This is a genomic window from Psychrobacillus psychrodurans (assembly GCF_050209195.1).
Classification (GTDB): Bacteria; Bacillota; Bacilli; order Bacillales_A; family Planococcaceae; genus Psychrobacillus; species Psychrobacillus psychrodurans.
In genome coordinates this window covers 293012-318972 of sequence record NZ_CP189791.1, presented here as the reverse complement: position 1 = coordinate 318972, position 25961 = coordinate 293012, and the positions used below count along the sequence as shown (strand labels likewise).

The 25961-nt window shown below is 36.8% G+C and carries 26 protein-coding genes and 1 pseudogene; 10 read left to right on the top strand and 17 right to left on the bottom strand.

The genetic code is table 11. The features are described 5' to 3' along the window. Positions 1–10: 10 nt before the first annotated feature. Positions 11–433, bottom strand: coding sequence for a phosphonate C-P lyase system protein PhnG (gene phnG / locus ACQCPR_RS01635; protein ID WP_340878796.1), 423 nt, complete (start codon positions 431–433; stop codon positions 11–13). Between the two features lie 531 nt (positions 434–964). Between phnG and ACQCPR_RS01630 the strand changes: the two genes are divergently transcribed. From ACQCPR_RS01630 to ACQCPR_RS01620, 3 genes are all read left to right on the top strand, one after another. After that, a complete protein-coding gene (locus ACQCPR_RS01630; protein WP_269922776.1) occupies positions 965–1150 on the top strand; it encodes a DUF4083 domain-containing protein in 186 nt (61 codons plus the stop codon). Positions 1151–1209: 59 nt separating this feature from the next. Then, positions 1210–1602: a hypothetical protein gene (locus ACQCPR_RS01625; protein WP_269922777.1), complete on the top strand. Its 393-nt coding sequence runs from the start codon at positions 1210–1212 to the stop codon at positions 1600–1602. 68 nt (positions 1603–1670) lie between these two features. Then, positions 1671–1943: a hypothetical protein gene (locus ACQCPR_RS01620; RefSeq protein ID WP_340878795.1), complete on the top strand. Its 273-nt coding sequence runs from the start codon at positions 1671–1673 to the stop codon at positions 1941–1943. Positions 1944–2043: 100 nt separating this feature from the next. On the opposite strand, the gene ACQCPR_RS01615 is transcribed toward ACQCPR_RS01620, so the two are convergent. After that, a complete protein-coding gene (locus ACQCPR_RS01615) occupies positions 2044–3267 on the bottom strand; it encodes an IS110 family transposase (RefSeq protein WP_427137980.1) in 1224 nt (407 codons plus the stop codon). A gap of 408 nt (positions 3268–3675) precedes the next feature. On the opposite strand from ACQCPR_RS01615, the gene ACQCPR_RS01610 reads away from it, so the two are divergent. Further along, complete coding sequence (locus tag ACQCPR_RS01610) at positions 3676–3855, top strand: hypothetical protein (RefSeq protein WP_340878794.1); 180 nt, start codon at positions 3676–3678, stop codon at positions 3853–3855. A 187-nt stretch (positions 3856–4042) separates the two neighbouring features. Here the strand turns inward: ACQCPR_RS01610 and ACQCPR_RS01605 are convergent, their stop codons facing one another. After that, positions 4043–4576: a hypothetical protein gene (locus ACQCPR_RS01605; protein ID WP_340878793.1), complete on the bottom strand. Its 534-nt coding sequence runs from the start codon at positions 4574–4576 to the stop codon at positions 4043–4045. 204 nt (positions 4577–4780) lie between these two features. Next, a pseudogene (locus ACQCPR_RS01600) lies at positions 4781–5047 on the bottom strand (transposase); the annotation flags it as partial. 142 nt (positions 5048–5189) lie between these two features. On the opposite strand from ACQCPR_RS01600, the gene ACQCPR_RS01595 reads away from it, so the two are divergent. Further along, the gene (locus ACQCPR_RS01595; RefSeq protein WP_340878792.1) at positions 5190–5327 is read left to right on the top strand and encodes a hypothetical protein; all 138 of its coding nucleotides are present in this window, start codon (positions 5190–5192) and stop codon (positions 5325–5327) included. 316 nt (positions 5328–5643) lie between these two features. On the opposite strand, the gene ACQCPR_RS01590 is transcribed toward ACQCPR_RS01595, so the two are convergent. Beyond that, positions 5644–6081 carry a DUF3888 domain-containing protein gene (locus tag ACQCPR_RS01590; protein WP_340878791.1) on the bottom strand — a complete coding sequence of 146 codons (438 nt, stop codon included), beginning with the start codon at positions 6079–6081 and terminating at the stop codon, positions 5644–5646. Positions 6082–6318: 237 nt separating this feature from the next. On the opposite strand from ACQCPR_RS01590, the gene ACQCPR_RS01585 reads away from it, so the two are divergent. Next, positions 6319–6852, top strand: a complete 534-nt coding sequence (locus ACQCPR_RS01585; protein WP_427137979.1) for a hypothetical protein — start codon at positions 6319–6321, stop codon at positions 6850–6852. Positions 6853–7118: 266 nt separating this feature from the next. On the opposite strand, the gene ltrA is transcribed toward ACQCPR_RS01585, so the two are convergent. Together ltrA and ACQCPR_RS01575 are read right to left on the bottom strand one after the other, a co-directional pair. Next, a complete protein-coding gene (ltrA, locus tag ACQCPR_RS01580; protein WP_340878789.1) occupies positions 7119–8393 on the bottom strand; it encodes a group II intron reverse transcriptase/maturase in 1275 nt (424 codons plus the stop codon). Between the two features lie 546 nt (positions 8394–8939). Next, entirely contained in the window at positions 8940–9782 is an 843-nt protein-coding gene (locus ACQCPR_RS01575; protein ID WP_427137978.1) for an SDR family NAD(P)-dependent oxidoreductase, read from the bottom strand. A gap of 132 nt (positions 9783–9914) precedes the next feature. Here ACQCPR_RS01575 and ACQCPR_RS01570 point away from each other — a divergent pair, with 132 nt between their 5' ends. Next, positions 9915–10274 carry a MerR family transcriptional regulator gene (locus ACQCPR_RS01570; RefSeq protein WP_340878787.1) on the top strand — a complete coding sequence of 120 codons (360 nt, stop codon included), beginning with the start codon at positions 9915–9917 and terminating at the stop codon, positions 10272–10274. A 331-nt stretch (positions 10275–10605) separates the two neighbouring features. On the opposite strand, the gene ACQCPR_RS01565 is transcribed toward ACQCPR_RS01570, so the two are convergent. The 4 genes from ACQCPR_RS01565 to ACQCPR_RS01550 form a co-directional block, all read right to left on the bottom strand. Then, entirely contained in the window at positions 10606–11310 is a 705-nt protein-coding gene (locus tag ACQCPR_RS01565) for a GntR family transcriptional regulator (protein WP_269922870.1), read from the bottom strand. Between the two features lie 101 nt (positions 11311–11411). Further along, the gene (locus ACQCPR_RS01560) at positions 11412–14567 is read right to left on the bottom strand and encodes an SNF2 helicase associated domain-containing protein (protein ID WP_427137977.1); all 3156 of its coding nucleotides are present in this window, start codon (positions 14565–14567) and stop codon (positions 11412–11414) included. A 197-nt stretch (positions 14568–14764) separates the two neighbouring features. Further along, positions 14765–16066 (bottom strand): hemolysin family protein, encoded by a 1302-nt coding sequence (locus tag ACQCPR_RS01555; protein ID WP_340878786.1) that lies wholly within the window; start codon positions 16064–16066, stop codon positions 14765–14767. 35 nt (positions 16067–16101) lie between these two features. Then, on the bottom strand, positions 16102–16521 hold the full coding sequence (locus ACQCPR_RS01550; protein ID WP_427137976.1) for a MerR family transcriptional regulator: 420 nt from the start codon (positions 16519–16521) through the stop codon (positions 16102–16104). Between the two features lie 175 nt (positions 16522–16696). Between ACQCPR_RS01550 and ACQCPR_RS01545 the strand changes: the two genes are divergently transcribed. The 3 genes from ACQCPR_RS01545 to ACQCPR_RS01535 all read left to right on the top strand — a co-directional run bounded on the left by ACQCPR_RS01545 (position 16697) and on the right by ACQCPR_RS01535 (position 18969). Next, entirely contained in the window at positions 16697–17170 is a 474-nt protein-coding gene (locus tag ACQCPR_RS01545) for a general stress protein (protein WP_340878784.1), read from the top strand. Positions 17171–17206: 36 nt separating this feature from the next. Then, positions 17207–17542 carry a hypothetical protein gene (locus tag ACQCPR_RS01540; RefSeq protein ID WP_340878783.1) on the top strand — a complete coding sequence of 112 codons (336 nt, stop codon included), beginning with the start codon at positions 17207–17209 and terminating at the stop codon, positions 17540–17542. A 146-nt stretch (positions 17543–17688) separates the two neighbouring features. Further along, positions 17689–18969 (top strand): glucose-6-phosphate isomerase, encoded by a 1281-nt coding sequence (locus tag ACQCPR_RS01535; protein ID WP_427137975.1) that lies wholly within the window; start codon positions 17689–17691, stop codon positions 18967–18969. Positions 18970–19443: 474 nt separating this feature from the next. On the opposite strand, the gene nadD is transcribed toward ACQCPR_RS01535, so the two are convergent. The 6 genes from nadD to ACQCPR_RS01505 all read right to left on the bottom strand — a co-directional run bounded on the left by nadD (position 19444) and on the right by ACQCPR_RS01505 (position 25934). Further along, positions 19444–20082 carry a nicotinate (nicotinamide) nucleotide adenylyltransferase gene (gene nadD, locus ACQCPR_RS01530; RefSeq protein WP_427137974.1) on the bottom strand — a complete coding sequence of 213 codons (639 nt, stop codon included), beginning with the start codon at positions 20080–20082 and terminating at the stop codon, positions 19444–19446. 128 nt (positions 20083–20210) lie between these two features. After that, positions 20211–21680 (bottom strand): nicotinate phosphoribosyltransferase, encoded by a 1470-nt coding sequence (locus ACQCPR_RS01525; protein WP_427137973.1) that lies wholly within the window; start codon positions 21678–21680, stop codon positions 20211–20213. Positions 21681–21730: 50 nt separating this feature from the next. Then, positions 21731–22279 (bottom strand): cysteine hydrolase family protein, encoded by a 549-nt coding sequence (locus ACQCPR_RS01520; RefSeq protein WP_427138891.1) that lies wholly within the window; start codon positions 22277–22279, stop codon positions 21731–21733. 59 nt (positions 22280–22338) lie between these two features. After that, positions 22339–23139, bottom strand: a complete 801-nt coding sequence (locus tag ACQCPR_RS01515; RefSeq protein ID WP_427137972.1) for an NUDIX domain-containing protein — start codon at positions 23137–23139, stop codon at positions 22339–22341. A 204-nt stretch (positions 23140–23343) separates the two neighbouring features. Further along, a complete protein-coding gene (locus ACQCPR_RS01510) occupies positions 23344–24240 on the bottom strand; it encodes an ROK family protein (protein WP_093495283.1) in 897 nt (298 codons plus the stop codon). Next, a complete protein-coding gene (locus ACQCPR_RS01505) occupies positions 24237–25934 on the bottom strand; it encodes a glycoside hydrolase family 13 protein (protein WP_427137971.1) in 1698 nt (565 codons plus the stop codon). Before ACQCPR_RS01505 ends, ACQCPR_RS01510 begins: the two co-directional genes overlap by 4 nt. Positions 25935–25961 lie beyond the last annotated feature (27 nt).

Here is a 25961-nt window from a genome sequence, read left to right as displayed (position 1 = left end):
TATTGGTTATTTAGACTTCCATCGTTTCAAAATTAACTTTTGTCTCAAAAAGCTCGGCTTGCTTTTTTGCTCGTTCTTTTATAATTTGCTTTTCTGCTTCTATTAAATAGGTTTCCCACGTGATGGTTTCAGGTAATTCCGCTTTATATGCAGCATCGATAATCGCTAAATGTTGTGCAAGCTTGTCTTTCATGCCGACTACAATTCCTATGCCAATACGATTATTAATCTCCACTTTTGCTTCTGTTATTAAGACTTCTCCTATATAAAATAGTGAGTTTTTTGCCGTTTCTCGCATTTTAATCATGGTCAATCCGTATTGAGGAGCTACAATTTCTCTACACTCATAAGTATCTACAATCGATTCCGCCAACTTTTGCGCCAACTGGACATTGCCTTGAACGAGAATCTCGGTTCTTCTTTTTCTTTTCATATGCATGAATCCTCCTTTGCAAATTCATCTTAACTTGTCGCCAAGTTCAAGTGTTTTAAGGTATCGTAAATGTTTCGTAAATGCTCTTAATAATTAATGAACAAATACGATTAAGAAAACCAGGCAAAAAAAACGCCCAGTCCTTCAAGAACTGGAACGTAGATATGCCATTGATTGTAGCGAAGGGCGTGATAAGGGAGACAGATGAAAATTCATATGGAACGCGAAGTGGCGGGGAAGATTCATCGCGTCGGTCTGAAACGAAAATCAGTGGTATTAGTCATGTTTTTACGTTACATCTTTATATACTTTCTTTTAAACAAGGTTATGTTAGAGGCTTGGGTTGATTTTTTGTGAGGTGGTTTTAGTTTGTGAAATGCTACACTTAAACTAACGCAGCAGGTTAGTTCAATAAGGATTGACTAATAAAGAGTCTAATTAACAATGAAAAATGGTAGAATGAAGTAAATATGGAATGTGAGAGGTAATGTAAAGTTGTGCTTGACCATTTCTATACAAGGGGATTATTTAATGTTTAATGTGGGAGACATGATTTATCAGGTTATAGTATTGGCGCTTATCGTTTTATTTGTAGTATCGTTCACCTTATTTATAAGGAGATTACTCTTGAATCAACAGGCAAAAAACCATCAACTTAATGAAATAGAAAAGAAAATGGATAAAATAATAGAGTTAATGGACTTCAAGAAGCAGTAAATCCTTTATTCTTATTGAACTAAAGCGGCGGTTTAATAAAATAAAATGGGGGTCAATTTTTGAAAAGAAACAAAGTAATAATTTTCATTATATCTGTTATTTTTTTATTGTGCTTAGTTTGGATTTTATTTCCTAATAAGAGTGCAGAAGTAAAAAGTTTCACCTATGAGATTGAGGAAAACAATGAGGAACTTATTATTGAAGTTAACTATCAATTCACTATCAATAAAGGCGATTTTAGTTATGCAACTATTGTTTTAGACAGTTTTTTTTATCAACGACTTAAGAATCCAGAATCTATTGAACCCATTTTTTTAAACGGTGGAGTATCTGGTTCTACAAGAATAATTATTAACAAAGAGGACTTAACTTCAGACTTTATTGAATCGTTAAAATCAAAGGAAAGAAATCCTTTTCGTGCTATAAGTATAGGTGAAGAAATTAGATTGTAATAACTCAACTAACGGATGCTTTATTTCAAGTAGGAGTAAATAGAGATATAAAACCGGGGGGAGAAAAATTGGAAGAAAACGATAGAGGCACTTTATATTTTAATATGTCCATTGGTACTCTTGGACTTCTCATTATTGTAGTAGGATTATATAAATATGTTGAAACCATCGGTGGGGATTCTTCATATGCATTGTTAGGTTTTCCTTTAACAATGATTTACTTAAATTATCTTGAAGGGAAAGCTGGCATAAGTAAAAAAATATTATGGATTAAATCTATCATAGCGATTTCCTTACTGTTTATAATTTACATCTTCTTATTCAACTCCCATGAAAATTAAAATCTTCGATTTATAGAAAAAGGCAATACGAAATCGGACGCAGCTCAATAATTTTTAAAAAAAGTGCAGCGCCTAAATGAGAATTAAATTATGGGTTGGACTAGGAGGCATTTAGTTCAGTGATTGTAACGTTGTAACCTAAGTTTTCAAGTCTTCGAACAGAATATCGTACAATCGATTGTTCTTTTTGTTTGTCAAAGTAATCTTCCCCTAAGTCTACGTACATTTCTTTGCGTGTTAGGAGATAATAGCTGATTCTTAAAATGGCATGAGCGACTGATATCCCTGCACGCTTTTTACCCTTTCTTGATGCAGTACGCCTATACAGGGCTCCCAAGTAGGTTTTGGATCCTCTAACAGAATGAGCTGCTTCAATTAATGCCGATTTCAAGTACTTGTTTCCTTTTTTCATGTTGGTTGATTTCCTCTTGCCCGCACTTTCATTATGTCCAGGTACTAATCCTGCCCAGGAACATAAGTGCGCCGAACTGGGAAATTGCTTCTCCACATCTGTACCGACTTCGGCTAAGATTTGTTCGGCCATTCGAGTGGCGATGCCAGGAATGGAATCCAATCGTTCTATATCTTCTTGATGGGAGGATAACCTAGTAGCAACCTCTTCGTTTAATAGCTCAATCTGCTCAGTTAGAAATTCTATATGGACCAGAATGGTTTTTAACATGAGACGTTGATGTGGATTGATATACCCTCGAAGAGCTAGCTCCAGTTCACTCTTTTTCTTCTTCATTGATCGGCGGGCAAGGCTAGCTAATTTCTCAGGATCATTTTCGCCATCGGCGATAGCACGGAGCATATCAAGAGACGAAACACCCATGATGTTGGAGACAACGGAACCGAGTTTGATATTCGCTCCTTCTAAAACCTTTTGAATCCGATTATGTTGTCTCGCACGCTCTTCAATAATACTTCGACGGTATCGAACTAACTCTCTTAATTCCCGCTGATTTCGGTCTGGAATAAAACTTGCTTTAAGTAGACCGTGACGAAGAAGTTTGGCAATCCATTCTGCATCTTTTACATCGGTCTTACGACCTGGTACTGCTTTCATATGTTGAGCGTTCACTACTAAAAACTCAATGCTCTCGGCTTCTAGCAAGTTGACAATAGGCTTCCAAAATACACCTGTACTTTCCATTGCTACGTGAGTACAATCATGCTCCTTAATCCAGTCAATTAACTGTAATAGAAATACAGTTTTAGTGGAAAACGTTTGAATCTCCTTTCCTTTTGGGGTAATAATACAAGCAGTAATGGAATCCTTATGGACATCCATTCCACAAGCACGTTCAATGATTACTTCCATTGTAATCATCCTTTCTACGGCACGGCAAATAGTATTGGAGGCTGGTGCAATAACCAGAGTAGGATTAATCTCCCATGAGTGCTACTCGTATAGAGTGCGACAGTCTGTGATGCACCGTGGTCGTTGGAGTCAGACTAACGGATGGGCTCTATGGCACCATAGTTCATCGACCTTCTTCGCCAGCCGTAGTATCCTATACCCGATTTTCACATTTTCATTCTCTGTGGTGAAGCGCTGATTTTGCGCTTCATGGATGGCTAACGGGTGCTTTAGCTAAGTATCACCGACCTGTTTACGCAGCTTTTTTCTTATTGAACTAACGAAGCAGTTTAGTTGTAGAAGAAAATCCTTTAAAAAGATTGTAGATTTTAAAAGCTCGAATATACTGTAAATAAAGGAGAGATAAATATGATTTTGTTAATAGTTCTTATTATTCTTTTTGTTATTATCACCTTTGCTTTATTAGTTGATAGGAGAAATAAGAAAATTAATAACAATAATCAAAATCCAATTAATTCAAATACAAAACCAGGAGAAAGTTCTAATATCTATATGATGGGAGATAATAGACATAAAAGTGGAGAATAACTCGCTTAATTTACAGAGTTTGTGAAGTGGTGTACTTAAACTAACGGTGTCCTTTAGTGAAATGTAGAGCTGATAATACAGCTCTCTTTTCTTGTTTAACTAAAAGTGCAGGTTAGTTTAATAAGGACATAATAAGAGCTCTGTATCAACATTTTTTAATACAGAGCTCTTATTTTTCATGGAGGAATTAATAATCCAATTGACGTAGAACCAATAGTAGTTCATCTCCATTTTTTATTCTTTTAAATTTATACCTTCGGATTCGGCTTTCAATTTTATTTTGCTCAGCATCTTTATCGCTGAATAGGTTTGCTATTTGAAGTATTGCTTCAGATAAAATAGTAACTATTCCCTCAGAACCTAATTGCAATCCTAAAGTTTCGGTTTCTGATAGTTGTGATTCAGCATATTTATCTATTTCCTTTTTATAATCACCCTTGATTACAATATAATTTTCTTTGTTTTTAAAAGCTAATAGTAAATCTTCTACATTAAATACTTCAAAATATGGATTTTCTTGTTCTAGCTGTAATAACTCTTCTAAAACAACACCCTCACTCTTCTCGACTGTTTTAGCAATCGCTTGTATCGTTTTAACTGAATAACTGCTTACATTTTTATTGTTCACACTCGCAAGCTGTTGCTGACTTGTTCCAGTTTCTTTGAATACGTCGTACCGTTTCTTTCCGTTTTTTTGCAAATAAATATCTAAAAGGCTCATTTATACATAACCCTCCCATTTAAATTATTTTTTACTAAATTATACTTTAGTATATGTATACGCTCAAATAATCGCAACAGAATTAATATTTAGAATATTAACGCGATGGCTTATTTAATTTGATTGTGAAATATTGTACTTCGGATGCTTTGGCAAAATATGGCCATCGGGGTAGTGACCTGCAGCTAATTGGCTGGCATGAGTTCGGTATTTTACCGGACTCATGCCGGCCAGTTTTTGTTTAATTCGATCGTTGTTATAATAATTGATATACTTCTCCATTTTCGTTTGTAACGCTTCGGAGGACATCAATTCTTCCCCGTAATACATTTCTTGTTTAAGTAAGCCAAAGAAGTTCTCCATTGCCGCATTGTCCGCACATGTTGCCTTACGAGACATGCTTTGGAAAATCTTGTTTTGCTTTAATGTTTTCACCTACGAACTATGTTGGTAGTGCCAGCCTTGATCCGAAAAGTTTAGTTCAATAAAACGGATTTTTGATAATTTCAACTGGGAAATTTAAGCATATTAAATTAAGCTCACGGTGTGCTTTGGTAAAATACACCATCATTTCAATGGTTTACTTGAAGATAATTTAAGGAGGTTAATATTAATGAAAAAAACATTTGAAGTTATGTACAATGGTCACCATATTCTAGTGGAGAATAAATGGTTTACTGGAGAAAAGCTATATGTAGACGGAAAATTACAGGATGAAAATCTTGGACTTGGTGTAAGAGCTATATTCTAATGGCGTAGAACTTGAAGAAACACATAATAAAGAAGGCCTGATATTAACTTAAAAAGTACAAAAAGAACTTGCAGGAAAATATAAAGTTTCGTTTTCACCTTCTACATTCGCAAGAGAACATGCAAATAAAAAGCAGTTACTCTTATTGCATTAACGAGTGCTTTACTTCAAGAAGGAGTAAAGCCTTTTTCTTCTTAAACTAAAGAAGCGGTTTAGTTGAACATATTGAATGTATTTATGTAAGTTATTTGAAGGTTAGGTAATAAAAAAATCCCCCAAAAATGGGGAATAAATTTAAAAGATCCAAACCATACAATCATTTACTTTTCTTTATGATGTCTTGCCAATGCCGAGGAAGTTCGTAAGTCTCCAGATGATTGAAATTTTTAAGGTTAACTTTACTTGGAGTTATAGAAAATGTTAAATGGTCTTTTCCAACTTCAATGTGTGGACCGACAACTGGAGTGACTTCAATGGTTACTAAAAAAATGAAACCTCTATAATGATTAGTTCTTTCCATCTTTAAAATTTTGATTTGATACGGATACACCAAAGGCCTTATAGTAAGATAATCTGAATAGTAATTAGAAACTGCCTCTTGAATATTCGGTAAAAGTAGTGAAAAAAACAAGTCCATCACGAGTTCTTCTTTAGACTCTTCAGCGGGCTGATAATAATCTGGTTCAGCATAAGTTAATGTTGCTGACATTAGAAACAACAGTAAAAAAGAAGGAACTATAATAAATTTTTTCATCACCACACCACCTTAATGATTATTTTGTTCTGAAAAGACTAACTTATCTCAGTCAAATATTTCTTTTTTAAAATGGAAAAAAATAAAAAAGTTGATGGGAAAATTAACGTTTTCAAAAAAATTGTCTTCAACTCTTTTTAAAGTAAAGTACATATTTAGTTCAAAAAGAAATGTCAATTAAATAATTTTCATTAAGCTGGGAATAATACACCTAAAGATACTTTGAGGTGAAGAAAAATGACCAGAACTATTTCCCTATTCCTGCTTTCATTTTGTTTGTTATTTTTATTCACCGTATTTGTAACTGCAAACAATAAGCCCAGTCCTTATGAAGTAATATATCCTGAAATTGGATATAAGACTGTGGAAGAAGCATCTAAGGATTTTGAACAACATTTTAAACAAAGACTAAAGCTGCCACTTAGAGTTCCCCCGATAAGCTTCACTCATCATTTCGGAAGATTTAATGATTTAGATGGCGACACCAATGACTCATTTGAATTAGAATATATCAGTGATTTGTCATCTGAAAATCATTATAAAATTGATGTTCGACCTATTAAGTACGGCATTCCTAAACGAGAGAAGTATGTGTTGAAAACCTATGAATTAAATAATGGGAGTGAAGCCACTTATATGACTATTTCAGGTTTTAACGTGCTTGTTTTCGAAAGAGAAAATTGGCAGTATATGCTAAGTATCAATAAACAAGTTTTAGATAAAGTTACTCCCGAAAACTTAGTTGAAATAGCAAATTCTATTGATTATTGAATCGAATCAAAAATTTTTCTTCTTAAACTAACGGTGTGCTTTACTTCAAGAAGTAGTAAAGCCTTTTTTCTTATTGAACTAAAGCAGCAGTTTAGTGGAAGAAGGATTCTTCGTGTCTAACTAGTGATAAACGAATGTTTGAGCTATTCCTGGTCGCTTTCTCTAATCTAAAAAGAAATGAACTAATCGAGTAGAGGGAAAATAATTTAATTATTTTCGCCCCTCTCACACCACCGTACATACGGTTCCGTATACGGCGGTTCAATTTATATTACAGAGTGTACTTTTAGATAATGTTCTAAAGCAGATGGAAGTCCTCTTTGCTTAAGTCTTTTATTGGAGATTGCTCTTTGGATGACTTTGGATAGTCCGATGTACCGGTAGCCTTTTCGACAGTAAGTTAGTCCTTTTGCTTCTTCCTTCGGAATTCCTAATTGAACAAGCGATTTGATTTGTTTCTTCGATACCTTCCATTGCTTCCAGATGATAACTCTGATTCTGGAACGAAGTTTCTTATCTATCCCAGTCATCGCTTTTTTCATATTCGAAATCCTAAAGTAATTAACCCATCCAAGTATGACTTGTTTTAGTTTTAAAATTCGGAAGTCCAGCCGGACGCTCCAATTTCGTTTGGTTAATTTTCGAAGCTTTCTTTGAAATTTTTGTATGGACAGTGAATGAGGTTTAACTTGATATTTGTTATTTAGAAAATCGTAGTAATACCCAAATCCCAAGAATTTTAAGTCTTTTGGACGGGAGATTTTACTCTTTTCTACGTTGACTATCAGTCCTAATTTCTTTTCTATAAATCTCACGAGTGATTCCTTCACTCTATTTGCGGCTTTTTCACTCTTCACAAAGATTAAGGCGTCATCAGCGTATCTCACGAAGTGGAGTCCTCTACTTTCTAGTTCCTTATCCAATTCGTTTAACATAATATTACTCAACAACGGGCTTAGGTTTCCTCCTTGCGGAGTTCCAACTGGTGTTTCTTCATATTTTCCATTCACCATAACCCCACTGGCAAGATATTTTCTTATAAGAGAAATGACATCTCCGTCGTCTATTGTATTAGAAATGATTCGCATGAGTTTATCCTGGTGGACTGTATCGAAAAATCTTTCCAGGTCAATATCCACAACCCAATCATGTCCATCATTCAGAAATTCCAAGCTCTTTATAATTGCCATCTCACAACTTCTTTTCGGTCTAAAGCCGAAACTGAATTCGCTGAACTGCTTTTCGAATATCGGACTGAGTACTTGATGAACCGCTTGTTGAACTACCCTATCCACTACTGTTGGTATTCCCAGTTTGCGCATCTTTCCATTTTCTTTTGGGATTTCCACTCGTAAGGCAGCTTGTGGTTGGTATTTTCTAGTTCTGATGCGCTGACGTATCTCATCCTTGTTCTCTTTCAGATATTGTTTCAGCTCATCAACAGTTATTCCATCGACACCACTTGCCCCCTTATTTCTATAGACACGCAAGTAGGCATCATTCATGTTTTGATTACTAAGGATCTTTTCTAAAAGTTCCACACTCGTTTCTCCTTTCCTCTCACGTAGTAAATGATATCTCCGTTTTGGTTATCCTCTGAGTTACGCTCATACTTTTACCATTAACACATTCGGAGTTCGTCACTTACGCATTCGTGGCGTTGAAACACTATAAATTGTTCAGCCCTTCATGACCTTAGGTCATTACTATGGCTTCTGCTGACTTCTTGCGACTAACCTTTTTCGACTGTAAATATGTACATCCGCAAGACCTCCCAGGGTAAGACAGCTATCTTTCCTCTTTTACTCGCCTGATTTACCCTACAAAGTTACGCACATCTTTTGGACTTTAACTTGTTTAGGAGCCTTATCCCTTTGTAGAGCCTTTGTATCAGATTTCTGTTCGTCGAGCCAAGATTTTATTCCACGCTTCCTCTAGCCCTTATCTCACGATAAGCACCTTGCGCTTCCTTAGTGGTTGGTCGATGTGTACCCCCACAGTGGACTTTCACCACCTAGATAGTTGCCATGCCTGGCACACTAATAAAAAGGCTGTCGAGAAAGTTTCGACAGCCTGCTTGACTCAATTTATAGTGGCAAAAATTCTTTTTCATATACAGATTGTACTTGTAATAAAACATTGGGTGCATGCTGTTTAAATTTGAACTCAGCAGGCTTTCCTTTTGAGATATACAATCCAGCTTCATTCGGGGACCTCTCTAACCCAGCAAACAATCGGCTTGCCCCTACACTAGGATGCGGACCAAACAAACGGATAAACGGCTGCATGATCAATGGCAAACCTCCATTTCTACCCTTTCGCATTGTATTATTGTTGCCTGGATCAATGCTGATAATTGTCACACCCTCTCGCTGTAGTTCTGGTGCCAATGCATGTGTCCACAAAGTGATTGCCAACTTCGTCGATGCATAGGGGCCAATCAGTTTCTGAAATTTAGGCGGGTTTGCCAATTCTTCCGGCACGAAAGATTTTTTAAAGTTAAACGCTTCTGAACTAGTTTGGATAACGATAGCCGGATTTCCCCTTTTTACAAGATCAAGCAGTTCCATTGTGATGATAAAGGGAACCACTGTCTGAATTTCATAATGCAGTTCACGTCCTTGTGGTGAAAAGAGGAGGTTCGAGAAACTGCCTCCAGCATTATTAAAGAGAGCATCCAACTTCGTTTCTTTCTTCTTTATTTGCATCAAAGTAGATTTAAGTTGCGTAAAATCAGATAAATCGGCAATATAAATACGGATATCTCCTTGACGGATTTTTTGTTGGAGCTTTAGCTCCTCCTTTGGAAATTCAGAGCGGATTAAAGCAGCAACCTCCCACCCGTTCTCGATTAATTTTTTCGTTAGTTCCAGCCCTATTCCGCTGTTCGCTCCTGTAACAAGTGCTATTTTTCTTTCTGACTTTAACATTTTATTTACCTCCTATTAGTGAATGACTGTAGTATAAAACATGGAGCTAACTTCAGGTCAATAGTAAAGAATCAGCTTGACCTGGAGTTGACTTCATGTTTTATAATTTATCTATAAGAAGGAGGCGGACGTATGTATACCATCAAACAGGCTAGCACTCTTACCAGGTTGAGCATTGATACAATCAGATATTATGAAAAAGCTGGATTGCTTCCAAATATTAAACGGCTTCCGAATGGACATCGGGTCTTTTTACCATCCGATATTGAACGGTTGCAACTGATCCTCTGTATGAAAAAGGCAAGTCTTAGTTTAGAAGAAGTGAAATTATATCTTGATATTGCTGAAACAAGTAGTATGACTCCTGAAATGATCTCAAGCATGCTCCAACATAAGGAAAAAGTAAAAAGTCAAATGGCTCAATTACAGACTGTCTTGGATTTTATCGATGAAAAATTAGCTGAAGGAACATGGTTAAAGAAGAAAGCTTAAAAAATAATATGTCAATAATTATTCCAGCCATACCACTTGCTAATGAGGTGGTTCGGATGGAAAATTTTAGCTACTAACTATTGCTTAGAATGAGTCTAGTATCGGTTATTTGATAAACTAAAACCAAGGAAGTTTTTCTCAAAGAAAAGATACCTTTCTATTTATGCTACTAGCAAGGCAGCATTCTTGTAGTAAAATGTTAAAATTGTGAAGAATTGCACTTAAAGTAAGGGTGTGCTTTACTTCAAGACGAAATAAAGCTTTTATTCAACTTGAAACATAGCCTTAAACAAAAAAACAGATAGTGGACAATAATCGTCCTTTACCTGTTTCAATCCATTGATATATCATATTTGAACTTATCACTTCGGTAGAGTATTTTTGTATGTTCTAGTACTTTATTGGAGGCGACATCTATGCAGTCACTTTCAACCACAATGAGTGGAACCATACTTTTACATGATAACAATTGTTGTTCATCTGAGGTGGGAAATGTAATACTTAGCAAGCTTTTTTTACTTATAAATTTCTTATAACCCAACTCTCGATAGTAAGCAAACATTGACTCGATCTTTGGTCCATCTTCTAAAATTTTCGGAAACATCTTTTCACTAACAAAGGAATAATGAATTGCAATTGGCTCCCCATCTATATAGCGAATTCTCCCCACTTTATAGACATCTACCTCTGCCTCTATATTTAAACTATTATAAATTTGTTCATTATATGCGACTTTTTCACAAACAATATTATCCGTTTTTAATTTATACCCGGCTTGTTTCATCTTATCCGTGAAACTTGTTTTCCCAGTTAGGTGTAATTGAATCTGCATCGATTCCTCTTTCAAATATCTTCCTTTGCCTTGCTTAGAATAAATATATCCTCGTTCTTCTAATTTCGTAAGTGCATTTCTCACGGTCATTCTAGGTACTTTATATCTTTTTGCGAACTCATTTTCGGAAGGGAGTTTCTCCCCATGTTCAATTGACTTTGAAACTATTAGATGCATAATATCATCTATAATTTTTGTTTCCATATCCAATGATATAAGAATCGCCTCCCCATTTGAGTCCCTGTGCAAGAAACAAACATGAAAATATAAACATTCATGATTGTTTGAATTAACGTGAATGTTTCTTACACAGGGTCAATCATCAATATCTCTTTTATATCCTCTTCCGTCATAGCAGAAAGGGTATCTTCTCCCGAATGAATAACTTCGTCAATCATGCTTTTCTTTTTGTGTTGGAGTTCGTTTATTTTTTCTTCTATGGTACCTTTTGCAATTAAACGAATGATGTGTACTTCGTTTTGCTGTCCCATTCGATGAGCGCGGTCTGCAGCTTGCTGTTCGACTGCAGGATTCCACCATAGATCGTATAATATAACAGTGTCTGCTCCAGTTAAATTTAACCCGGTGCCACCAGCTTTTAGTGATATGAGAAATAGATTTCCTTCTCCTTTGTTAAAGCGATCACATAGCTCCACGCGTTCGGCAGGCGGTGTTTGCCCATCTAAGTAAAAATAAGGAGCTCCTTTTCGTATCAATTGTCCCCTAATTATGCCTAGCATTTGAGTAAACTGAGAAAAGATCAGTACTCGTCTACCTGATATTCGACATTCTTCTAAGATTTCCATTAACTGTTCAAACTTTGCCGAACTTCCTTTGTAGCCATCAACAAAGAGACCTGGATGGCAACATAGCTGACGAAGCCTTGTTAAGCCAGCCAATATTTTTATACGATTTCTTTGGAGATTGCCTTTCTTCAAATGCTTCAGTGTATCATGTTTTAGTTCTGCCAAATAAGCAGCATACAATGTTTTTTGCTGGGCTTGTAGGTCGGAGAATAGCATTGTTTCAATTTTCTCTGGTAATTCCTTCAATACATCCTTTTTCATGCGTCGTAATATAAATGGACGTACTCTTTTGGCAATATTATCTCTACTTAATTCACTAAAGGCCCTTCTGCCAGGCAATAAAGCAGGAAATACTACATGGAAAATAGACCATAGTTCGTCTAATGCATTTTCGATCGGTGTTCCCGTAAGTGCAAACCGATACTCTGCTTGGATCATTTTTACAGATCTAGCCGTTTTAGTTGCTGGGTTTTTAAAGGCTTGTGCTTCATCTACAAACAATGTATGAAAAATTCGATTCCGATATAGTTCTGTATCCATTCTTAAAGACGGATAAGAGGTTATTATAACGTCAGTGTTTATTGATGATTTCCATAATGCATTTCTTTCGACCTTGTTACCGTCTATTACTCGTACTTGAATATGTGGTGTAAATTTCTCTAGCTCGTTTTTCCAATTATAGATGAGTGAAGCAGGGCATACGATAAGTACAGGTAGTTGTCGATCACGAACGTCTGTAAGTACCGATTCGATGAATGCAATACTCTGTAACGTTTTCCCAAGACCCATATCATCGGCCAGTATTCCACCAAATTTATATTTAGCTAGTAGCTGGAACCAACGGAAACCTACTTTTTGGTAATCTCTAAGGATATTTGCCAAAGGAATCGGTCCATCTAAGTTTAAATTCTCTGGATTATTTAAACTTTTCATAAGCTTGGCAAAGTTTTCACCAGAATCTACTATTTCACTTTGCTCTAAAGAGTCGATTATTTGCATTCCCTTTATTAACGGGAGACGAATTTCTTCTTGAATGGTATCACTTGATATCCCCATATCGATCATAAAATTTGATAACGCCTGAAACTCAGGTGTTTCCAGCGATACTAAATTTCCATTTGGAATACGATAAAATTTGCGTTTTTCTTCTACAGAGGCCATAAGCCGTTGAATTTCTTTTTCCGGAATGCCATTTAGATCAAACTTAAACTCTAACCAATCTGTCCGTTCCTTCACTTCAACTCTTATCCTAGGGCCTATATATCCCCTTTGGACACGCATCTTCACCGCAGTCGAGGCATATATTTGGACCCATTTCTCCATACTCGAAACTACGTGATACAAAAAGTGATATTCTGCTTCCTCATCAAATAAGAAAAAACCACCCGGTGTTTGCGTAAACCCACTCTCTATTAATAGATCGATGATGTGTTGTTCTTTATCCAACTGCCGTCTAATTCCAGGGTAGTGCATGACCTCTTGTTCTATTTCTTCACAAGGATTGATAACAAGATGCCCGTAATGGAATTCCAGTCCAGCGAGAATTCGATGTTTAACACGATCCAAAAACAGCTTTACTCGAAGTGGAGTTTCTCCGATTCTTTTGGAAATAGATTCCGCTATATGTACATATCCGAGCTTCATAAGCCCAGGTATGGTTTTCTCCATAAAATGATCTATTTGCCCCTCCGAGATGACCAACTCATGTTTTCCAGACTGATCGAGCATCTCTTTTAATTCTGCTAGTCGAATGCATTCAGCTGGAGGAAGTTTATATAAAATACCTTCTGAAAATGCATATCCATAGCCTTTCAATACTACGACTCGGTCAAGGCCAGCCACATTTAGTTGATAATTAGTCTTCTTCGTTTCATCAAAGGCAAAACGGAGTGGCAGATCTTTTCCGAAGTGTACACCATCATACATTTTTCCTTCGTGCTTGAATTTAACCAATGGTACATTAGTTAATAAAGGAAGTAGTTGGTCCCAATCCGATGCTGAAATGACCAAAATATCTGATTGTATTACTTGCTCGTGCTGACCTTTTAGCAATAGTTGGAGAACTGTATCAGTTTCTTTTGGAAAGCTATAGATTTCCTGCGCATAGTACTGTCCTGGTGCATATTCAAATGGTTCTTTTTTTTCAATACCTCGAAGAAAATCCTTAATGTGAGAAATACTATGTAACTTATTTGGACCTACATTTAACTGAATGCCAAATCCATTATCCCCTGCTACTAATGGTATTGGAGTGCATATAAATTCGACATGTAACGACTGTCTTTCATCAAAATGCAGCTGCTTTGCGGTTGGATGCACTGCACTACTTTCAAACAAATCGAGCATTCTTGTAGCTAAACGTTCCTCTGTTTCCTTTTCTTCTACTACAAATAGGACCGCTGCAATATGATGACAATACGTTTTTACAAAACCAACCGGTGGGCAAGTACAAGTACCTCCGACCTTACCATCCGAATCTGCTACCACCATGACCTCAACATCATCTACCGCATGCACAGTGGCTTTGATGATCGACTCATTTGGTTGAAAAGATTGAACCTGCACTTTTCCTGCTTGAAAATAGGATTTACCTTTTTTAAAGGCTGTTACACCACATAATTTCTTTATTTTTGCTTCATTCATCGAAAAATTCATTGCATATCCTTTCTCGATCCTTAAATCAAGAATATTTTTTGATCGCATAATTTGATTTTACTTTATTTTAGCATATACCTAAACTTTCGACCTTTTCTCAAATAAAAGCCTTAGAAACTCCAATGGTTTCTAAGGCTTTTCCTAATATTTTGGTTTTGGTAGCGGAGATTTCGCTCTTACTCATCATTCCTATTGAATTAAGAAGTTATTTTAATGACCTCTATAAAATGTAATTGATGCCCTTCTTTTTCGTAAATAGAGAAGTTGTATCCATTAAACTTAATCTGATTATCCATTAATAGATCCATATCTTGTGTGTAATACCAACCTCCGATAGTATCAATATCAGGATTTTCTAACTCAATTCTTAGAAGTTTTGCTACATCATCTATCAATACCTTTGAATGAATAATATAGTGGTCATCCTTTAGTTTACGAATGTCCGCAACCTCATCTTCGTCAAATTCATCACGAATTTCCCCAACGATTTCTTCTAGAATATCTTCTACTGTTACAAGACCAGACGTACCTCCATATTCATCCAATAGAATTGCCATATGCGTACGTTCCTTTTGCATTTTCAATAACAAATTATTAATCGGAGTCGTATCAATCGTATTAATGACAGGGTTTGTAAATCTTTCTATCGTAAACGTTTCAGCAGTGACACGGTTGCTCATCCCCTGCGTTAAAAAATCTTTTATATTTATAAACCCGATAATATTATCTCGATCTCCTTCATAAACAGGATAACGCGTATATCGTTCTTCTGAAATGAGTGTAAGCACATCATGGAATGTTGCATTTTTTTCAAATCCAATGATTTCAGTACGTGGCACCATAATTTCACGAGCAATACGATCGTCAAATTCAAATACATTATTCACATACTTCAACTCATTTTGATTAATTTCGCCACTTTTGTAACTTTCCGCTAGTAATAGGCGCAGTTCTTCTTCTGTATGAGACAATTCATGTTCAGAAGCCGGCTTCATACCAAATAGACCTACTAAGACACGCGCAGAACCATTTAAGAACCAAATAAATGGATACAAAATTTTATAGAAAATCATTATTGGTTTAGCAAAAACAAGCGTCACCGCTTCTGCCTTTTGAATCGCGACCGTTTTAGGTGCTAATTCACCCACCACTACGTGTAAAAATGTTGCAATGGCAAATGCGGCACCAATTGTGAAGTAGTGGATATAATCTGTGCTAATACCAATACTTTCGAATAAAGGATGCAAAATAAATTCGAATGTCGATTCACCTACCATACCAATACCAAGTGCAGTCACAGTAATCCCTAACTGACAAGCTGATAAGTATTCATCTAGATGTGTGGTTACATGTTTTGCTGCAAGTGAGCCTTTACGACCTTCAGCCACTAGCTGATCGATTCTCGAATGTCGAACTTTTACAATGGCAAACTCTGTTGCGACGAAAAATCCAGTTAATGCTAGTAAAATAATAAATATCGTTAAATTTAATACGGTCAATAAGTCGTCTTACTATAATAGTAAGACTTCACCTCCTATGTGATAAGTAGAAGTAAGGATTGTATAAGAGCAACGCTTTCAGTTGAGATTTTTTGTTTGATGTTGTGTTGTGTAGTTTCTTCTTCTGTATTAATTTGCTCAAGCAAATGAGAAACCTCTTTTTCCAAATACTGCATCTGTAAGCGTAGTTCCTGAATATCTACTTCTTCTATTTGTTCCTTTTCGAACTGTTTTTTAATAGCTTCCAGGGACATACCTGAAGATTTTTTTTCTTCAATTATTCTTAATTTCTCAATCGTTTCTAAAGGATAGTAACGATAATTCGAAGCGGAACGTTCAGCTTCTAATAAACCGAGTGTCGTATAATAATCAATGGTACGTTTAGTAATACCTGTTTTCTCTGCTAATTCACCAATTTTTAGTTTTTCGATCCCAATTAGATCACTCCAAACCATAACGTTATAGTTTTAGTATAATAATAGTTAAATATATTTGCAATTATTTAGTCCAACTAGATTTAAAACATCAGTAAATGGGTTGTTCTTTTAACATTTACCGACTTTTGTTTACGGCAGAATCTAATGGGTAAATTAAACATAATACATAAATAACATATGGAGGTATAAACAAATGGCAGATAAAAAGTTTGTGGGATCATTTCTAACAGAACAGGAAGTACTAGATAAAATTAACGAACTTAAACTAGAAGGTTATGTAGAAGAGGATATTTATGTCGTAACAAATCACAAGGAATCGCTTTCGATTGTTCGTGGACAAACAGGCGTAGAGCTGGAATCCGCTGGGGGTAGCTGGTTAGATAAATTCAAGGCATTTTTAACAGGGGATGAGCCTGTACGAGCAGCTTTTAGTCAAATGGGGTTTAGTGATGAGGATTCTGAACGCTATTACAGTGAATTGAAAAATGGAGGTATTCTCCTTTATGTGGATAAGAATTACGGCACCGTTTATGATGAATATGCCAAAACCCAATCAGACTCATCCTATGATGGAGATAATTTAGAAGGCACTGGTGAATCAATACGTGCGAAAGATGTAGAGAATCGATTAAATCAATATCCACTAAGTGACCGCGGTGAACGTTAATTTCATTAATACACTCGAACTAAAGGAGTCATTCATATGAAAAAACTATTTACTGCACTCTTAGGAGTAACCTTATTAGTGGGATGTTCAGATGATGCATCCACTGATACCGAATCAAAAAATATACCAATAGTAAAGGAAGTAAATGAAGCGTTAAATGATCTTCCCGAGTATGATTTACTGGCTCAATATATTGATTTGTCTACATATGAGGCAGATGTAGAAAGCGATAATAATGGAACACGCGTCATTTACTTTGAGGATGAAGAAGGACAAAAAGGGTACAAGAGTGTGTTTGTAAAAAAGTCCAACCATTTAAAGGTGGTTAGTTTAGATAATGATGGATTGGTTTACGATAATATAATTCAATAACTAGAACTATCCCCAAACATAAGTTATAACTGTTTGGGGACTTTATTTATAAACTGAGCAAAACTTCTATTTCCCAGTTCTCGTTTTTTTAACTATTTAATGGTAAAATTAGACCTATAAAACATAGGAATACAAAGGGGATGCTTATGAACATTAATGTTAATTTTTCAGGGGACTTTACACAACTTGTAACACCAGAAGTTACGAGTAGACTAGAGGCAATTCAACAGGGGATACATACAAAATCAGCAGCCGGGGCAGAGTTTTTAGGCTGGGTTGATTGGCCGAGTAGTATGAGTACCGATTTTCTACAAGATATCCAAAAAACAGCCGAACAAGTACGTTCTAATTCGGATGTGCTAGTCGTTATTGGAATTGGTGGATCATACTTAGGATCCAAAGCAGTGATAGAAGCACTATCATCACCATTCGAGAAAAAAGAAGGTTTGGAAGTTGTTTTCGCTGGTCATATGGTTAGTGGGGAATATTTGAAGCAACTGATGTCTTACTTAGATGGAAAAGAAGTATCATTAAATGTCATTTCTAAGTCAGGTAAAACAACTGAGCCAGCCTTAGCATTCCGATTTTTACAGCAATACATGGAAGAACGCTATGGAGATCAGGCAACATCTCGTATTATCGTGACAACTGATGAAGAAAAAGGTGCACTTCTATCACTTGCGATAGAAAAGGGATATAAGCGCTATGTCGTGCCAAATGACATAGGAGGAAGATATTCAGTATTTACCGCTGTTGGTTTACTACCTATTGCAGCTGCAGGGTATAACATCGATAAATTAATTGCCGGGGCTAGAATTGCGGAACAGGAATTCAGTACAGTAGATACAAAAACCAATAGCGCTATTCAGTATGCTATTATCCGCAAACATTTATATGATGCAGGATACCCGGTTGAGATTATGGCTACCTTTGATGAAAAACTTCGATATATACAAGAATGGTGGAAGCAATTGTTCGGTGAAAGTGAAGGCAAAGATGGTAAAGGGATTTTCCCAGCATCCGTTGTCTATTCGACGGACTTGCATTCATTAGGACAATACATTCAAGATGGAAAACGCATGTTATTCGAAACGTTTTTAACTGTCGAAAAAACGAATGAGGACCTAACTGTTTTTGAAGCAGAGAACGACGGCGACGAATTAAACTATTTAAGTGGATTAACACTTCACAAGTTCAACCATGCCTGCCATGAAGCAACTGCTAGCGCTCACTTAGCTGGCGGGGTACCACAGGTTTCCTTGTCCATCGAGCAAATCGACGAAGAGCATATTGGTCATTTGTTGTACTTCTATATGATTTCTTGTGCCTATAGTGCATATTTATTAGATATTAATCCATTTGATCAACCCGGTGTGGAAGATTACAAGAACAATATCTTCAAAATCCTTAAAAAACCAGGTTATTAATGGTGGGTAGGGGAACCACTACTTAATCCCCCCTTTCTGTTACTATACAAGAAAAAATGGTCAAAAAGACGAAATCTGTTTCTACCGTTTTCAGTAGGCTGTGGACAGACTTGCTGTATTATAACTGAGTGAATTTTTAGGGATGCTGGTTGATGATGACATCAACCAACATCCCTTTTATCGGTCATCTTATGGGGTTTGTCTGTCCGTCGCTCTCCTACAATTCTTAAAAACAGGCAAGTGCAGTTTTGGGTAACTAGAGAAAAGAAACTTTCCTATTCACAGTAGGAGCTCTCAAAGATACAATTTCGTGAGCTATTCTGCTTCTATATTGAAGGCACTTGAAAATAAGAGTATCTACATGCTTTAGTAAGTAAAGAAAAAATGAACTCGGAAATGTTTCATCAAGCTCATTTTTCTGTACAAAGTAACCACGTATCTCAACATAGCCCTACCTTATTAAATTATTTTTATCTAAATTTCCACGGTCGAATTTTTCCAACCATAAAGTTCATTCTCTTTAATGTAGTTATAGCAACTTGTCGGTAAGAGGTATTTCGCTTCCCCGCCTATAGCAAATTCATCACGAATATAGGTAGAACTGATTTCCATGGCGATACCCTTATCAATTAAGTGAAAAGTGCTTCCATCGTCGTTATTGCGTAGCAAAGGAGAACTACTTATAGCTTTCAACATATCAATACCATCTCTAGCCATGACAATGAACTTATTTTGACTCACCAATTTGTCTGCGTTACCCCACTTACCATCCCCGATATCTACTAACAAGTCTGCTCCCATAATGAAATATAAATCATCCTCTGGATATATTTTCTTTAAATGCTCCATCGTCTCATAGGTAGATATTTTCCATGCATCTTGCTTCATTTCAAAATCATCTAAAATGAATTTTTCGTCTGATTCAATAGCCTTTTCCAGCATATTCCACCTATGTTCATCCTCTGTTTTCATCGTTTTGTCTTTTCTTTTGTTGGAACAAGGTAAAAAAATGACCTTATCTAACTTGCAACGATTCGCTATGGTGCTCGCTGTAAAAAGATGTACATTTGTAATAGGGTCGAAAGATGACCCGTAAATCCCTATTTTAGCCATACGGTTTCCTCCAAGTATTCAAAATTAGTTGTGCTGTTTATCCATAAGTTCTCAATAGAACTGAAAAGCTTCTTTCAATGTGAAGGAGACAGACACGCTAGAGCATATATTATTCAAGTCGCCATAATTTATCGCGTTCTCAACTCTTCTACTTTTTCTTTCACCTGTTCAATATTAGCCATTTTGTTATCCCAACATTTTTGGCTTAAATCGACTGGGTATTCCTCAGGATTTAGAAGTCGTTTATATTCATCCCATAGGAACAACAGGTTTTCTTTTACGTCCTGTTGGATCTCTAAGATTCCAGGCAATTCGTACACCAGTTTACCGTCAATAATTATATCGTGGTGAAGTTCTTTTGCTACATAATTTGTCACAAACTTACTGATATACGTATGAACCGGATGGAACATTTTCAATTTTTCTTCTTGTTCTGGTTTTTCATCATCCATAGCGATGTAATCACCTTCTGACTTATTACTAGTCAAATTGATAATGCGGTAGACCTTTTTAAGTCCAGGTGTGGTAACTTTCTCTGGGTTCCCCGAAATCTTAATGGTATCTACCATTTCCCCATGATCATCTTCAATGGATACCAGTTTGTAAACTGCTCCTAATGCAGCTTGATCATACGCAGTAATTAATTTAGTGCCAATTCCCCATGCATCAATTTTAGCTCCCTGATGCTTTAATTGAGAAATAGTATATTCATCCAAATCATTAGATGCTACGATTTTTGTTTGTTCAAAACCAGCATTGTCTAACATCTTTCTAGCTTCTTTTGATAAATAAGCCAAGTCACCACTGTCGAGTCGAATCGCTTTGAAGTTGATCTTATCCCCTAGCTCCTTTGCTACTTTAATAGCAGTAGGAACTCCTGATTTTAATGTGTCGTAGGTATCCACTAGGAAGGTGCAATCTTTATGTCTTTTTGCGTACTTGTGAAATGCGGTATATTCATCTCGATAAGCTTGAACCATTGAATGAGCATGTGTGCCAGATACAGGAATACCAAATAATTTCCCGGCTCTTACGTTACTAGTTGCTTCAAATCCTCCGATAAAGGCTGCTCTTGTTCCCCAGATAGCTGCATCCATCTCTTGAGCGCGTCTAGTTCCGAATTCCATAGCGGTTTGATCACCAATCACTTGTTTCATTCGAGAAGCCTTTGTGGCAATTAACGTTTGATAATTGACAATGTTTAGTATAGCTGTTTCAATCAATTGCCCTTCTGCTAAAGGTGCCTCGATACGTAGCATAGGCTCATTATGGAAGACCAATTCTCCTTCTTTCATTGAACGAATCGTTCCAGTGAATCTCAGCGTTTGAAGATACGCTAAAAAGTCTTCTTCGTACCCTAGTTCATATTGAAGGTACTCAATATCACTCTTGGTAAACTGGAAGTTAGAGATGTATTCGACAATTCTTTCAAGGCCGCTATACACCGCATATCCGTTCCCGAATGGTAGTTTTCTAAAATACACTTCAAAAACAGCTTTTCTGTTGTGTATATTGTCTTCCCAGTAAGTTTCTGCCATATTTATTTGGTATAGGTCGGTGTGTAATGCAAAGCCATCATCTTTATAAATTTTCGTCATGTTAAACCCTCCAATTCATTTTAATACCATTAAGTAACAGCTACTTGTTTCTATCTAATCTCTGCACCTATGCTATTTTGAAAATGACCTAAAGCCCATTCGTGACCTAGCTGATTGAAGCTTGCGACAGCATCTTTATAAACGACTACTTTAAACCCTTTGTTAAAAGCGTCCACTGCTGTATGAAGCACACAAATGTCAGTACATACACCAACAAGATGAACTTCTGTAATCTGTCTTTCCCGAAGCTTTAACTCTAGGTCTGTACCAGCAAACGCAGAATACCTAGTTTTGTTTATCCAGTAGACTTGAGCATTAGTTTTATTATTTTCGTATAGCTCTTTGAGTCTGCCAAACAGCTCTCTGCCTTTGGTTCCATCTATATTGTGAGGGGGAAATAACTTAGATTCAGGGTGGTAGTTGTCATCCTTTTGGTGTGTATCTATAGCGAACACCACGAATTCCCCATTCGATATAAAATCTTCGGTTACCTGTACAATAGCTCCCTCAATGTCCTGGCCCGGTTTACCACAAGTTAATGCACCGTTGTCTGCAACAAAATCCACTGTGTAATCAATGTTTATCAATGCTTTTTTCATCATTCATCCGCTCCTTCATTCACTAATTGTTAACTGCCTAACTGTTAATCATTAACTTTTTAGTAATTTGCGTTATAGATGGAAACGAAAGGATCGAAGTCGGTAAATTGATATAACTGTGCCTTGTTTTTCGACCATCTATTTGATTTTTTTAACTCCCCTTTGACCATTACCTTATCTATAAATGGTAAAGACGGTGCTTTTCTAAAAAATTGAGCGTCTAGTTTAATCCATGGGTCATCTAATACAGTTAATAATACGCCTTGTAATTCCGACAACACGAATTCATTTGGTAAAAAGTTCTTTGCTAATGTAGTGAGGGCCATGTCTTTTTTAATAATCCAAATTGCATCACTGATTATTTGTTCATGGTCGAAAGCAAGATCCAACTTGTCAATTTCTTCTAACGTGAATAATTGAACATCTGATGCATCGTCTGCTGCTTTTCGTTTGATTAATTGATCTTCAGGTACGATAGCGTAATGCGCATTGGAGATAATCCAAGCGCGTTTGTCACGACCAGGTTTGTCGTAGGTGCCGAAGTGTTTTATCTTGAGTTCTGTTACTCCAGTCTCTTCTTCCAACTCTCTGGAGGCTGCCTCAAATGCAGTTTCATCTGGTTGAACAAATCCGCCTGGTAATGCCCATTTACCACCCTCTACATTGGGTTCTCCCTCTGCATCCTTCACTGCTCGCTGTATCAACATCAGCTTCAATTCTTTTACTGGTGGTTTGTGTTTTTCTAATTCAGTTGAAATGATAGTAAATACGGCAATATCGCTAGTGTAACCTCCTGGTGTTTCATATTTGTTTGTATCGTAATTCTCCAGCATTTCTTCTTCCGTCTTGTATTCTCCCATTATTTCTACCTGCCCTTCTGTCTTGTTACAAACTTATGTTAATATTTTTTTATGACTTCCTTCTTTTTAATTAACAATTAGTTAACTGTTAATCTTATTGTATGCTCTAACCTTTTTTAATGCAAGTAAAAAAAAGATTATTTGCATTTTTTAAAGCTTTTTATAAACAAAAAAAGTGTGCATGATATATGCACACCTTTTTACTTATTTTGTTGAATCTATTACAAGCATCGCTGCTCCTAGCATTCCTGCTTCATTGCCAAAAGTTGCACGGCTCACTTGAACGGGCTTTAGCTTCAATGGTTCAACTTTTGCTAGAAGCTCTTCCCACCAGAAATCAGCAGAGTCAGATACTCCGCCTCCTATAACAACACAGTCCATATCGAGGACTGCTTGAAGACTAGAGATAACTATCGCAAAGTCAGAAAGGAAACGCTCTCGAACCGCTATTGCTCCGGCATGCCCATTGGCAGCTAAACGGAATACATCATGAGGCTTCGCCAATTCATTGGTTTCCGCATTGATAACATTTCCCTCTTGGATAAGTCTCTTGATAGCGGTTCCAGATACATACTCTTCACTACAGCCAGGTCGGCCACAACCGCATACTATACCATTTGGATATAATATTAAGTGACCAACCTCGCCACCACCACCGTTCTTCCCATTCATCACTTTTCCATCAAGTACTATGCCCCCACCCAGTTTTGTTCCAACTGTTAGACAAACTACTTGATTGAACCCTGCTGCTGCACCAAGTCTAGCTTCTGCTAGAGCAGCACAATTGGCATCATTGTTTATCTCAACGGGGAGCCCTGTTGCAGCTTCAAGTAATGCTTTTACGGGCGTCCCTTGCCATCCTGGCATTTCTTTTTCAAACGTGATGACACCCGTCGCTGCATCTACCATCCCTCTAGTTCCAATGCCCACTCCAGCTATGTCGGGAACATCGTTCATCATAGCAAGAACCTGCTCCTCTAAGTAAGGATATAAAGGCAACACAGTTGGTATCGTTTTATCAACTAGAACTTCACCCTGTTCATTTACGACACCCATTCGTATTTTCGTTCCCCCAATGTCAACTCCCAGTACTTTTTTCAATTCTCTATCTCCTTTTTATAAGCGACCACAAAGGCTTCATATGGACGAATTTCTACTATTTTTTCATTTATCTGTACCTTATCATAGTTCGATATAATGAGTCCAAGTGACTTTGATGGCACGTCACAGATTTTCCATTCTAGTTGTTCAGTTTGATCAGAAAAGTTTGTAACAACTAACCACTCTTCACCAGCAGACTGCCTCTTATAAACAAACAAGTTTGGATGATTAGCAAGTAAAAGTTGAAAGCTACCATGTGTAATAATATCGTGCTGCTTTCTGAGTTTTATTAGCTTTTGATACGTATAAAAAATAGAAGAAGAATCATTTATAGCTTGTTCGACGTTTATCTCTTTTGTATTGGGGTTCATTCGGATCCACGGAGCACCTGTCGTAAAACCTCCATCTGGTGTCCATTGCATAGGAGTTCTTGCATTGTCCCGACCTTTTGCATAAATACTAGACATAATGTCGTCATGCAAAATTCCCTGCTCCATCTTTTCTTTATACATATTCAACGTCTCAATATCTCTGTAATCGTCCAGACTCGGGAATTCCACATTTGTCATTCCAAGCTCTTCCCCTTGGTAAATATACGGGGTGCCTTGTAGCATATGTAGACAAATCGCTAACATTTTAGAAGAAAGCTCCCGGTATTCTCCATCGTTACCAAATCGGGACACTACCCGTGGTTGATCATGGTTGTTCCAATATAAGCTATTCCAGCCCACTTTATGAAGACCATGCTGCCATTTTTCTAAATTTCTTTTTAACTCAATTAGCTTTAATGGTTGAACGTCCCACTTTCCATTTGGTCCACTATCTAAATCCATATGTTCAAATGTAAATACCATATTTACTTCGTTATTGTCTGGATTAGTGTAAATACGTGCATCATCAGTTGTTGCTCCAGGCATTTCTCCAACAGTGACCACATCATATTTACTCAACACTTTGTCATTCATCTCTCTCAAGTAAGAGTGTATTTTCGGTCCATTCATGAAATACGGGCTTCCATCTCCATATAATTTGTTTGGTTGAACAGCACCATCAGGTAGCCTCATATCCTTCGAGATAAAGTTAATGACATCCATGCGGAAGCCACCAATCCCTTTTTCTAGCCAATAAATCATGAGTTGGTACACGTCCTCCCTAAGAGGCTCATGCTCCCAATTTAAATCTGGCTGCTTCTTGGAGAACAAATGAAGATAATAGGAATCCGTCAGCTCATCTTTTTCCCAAGCAGAACCTGAAAAAACGGATTCCCAATTATTAGGCGGATGATCGGCCTTCCCATCTCTCCAAATATAGTAATCTCGATACTTAGAATCTTTGGAAGCTCTCGACTCCACAAACCATTCGTGCTCATCAGAACTGTGGTTAACAACTAAATCCATCACAATACGAATTCCGCGTTTCTTGGCTTCATCTATGAGCTTTTCCATATCTTCCATTGTCCCAAATTCCTGCATAATCGTACGATAGTTTCGAATATCATAGCCATTGTCATCATTTGGGGAATCATAGACAGGGCTTAACCAAATAACATCTATACCTAGCCTTTCAATGTAGTCTAACTTGGAAATAATCCCTTGAATATCTCCAACACCATCACCATTCGAATCCATAAAGCTTCTTGGATATATTTGATAAACAACACTTTTTTTCCACCAAGGATTCATTTGTTCGCCCATTTTTCCACCGCCCTAAATGTAACTTAA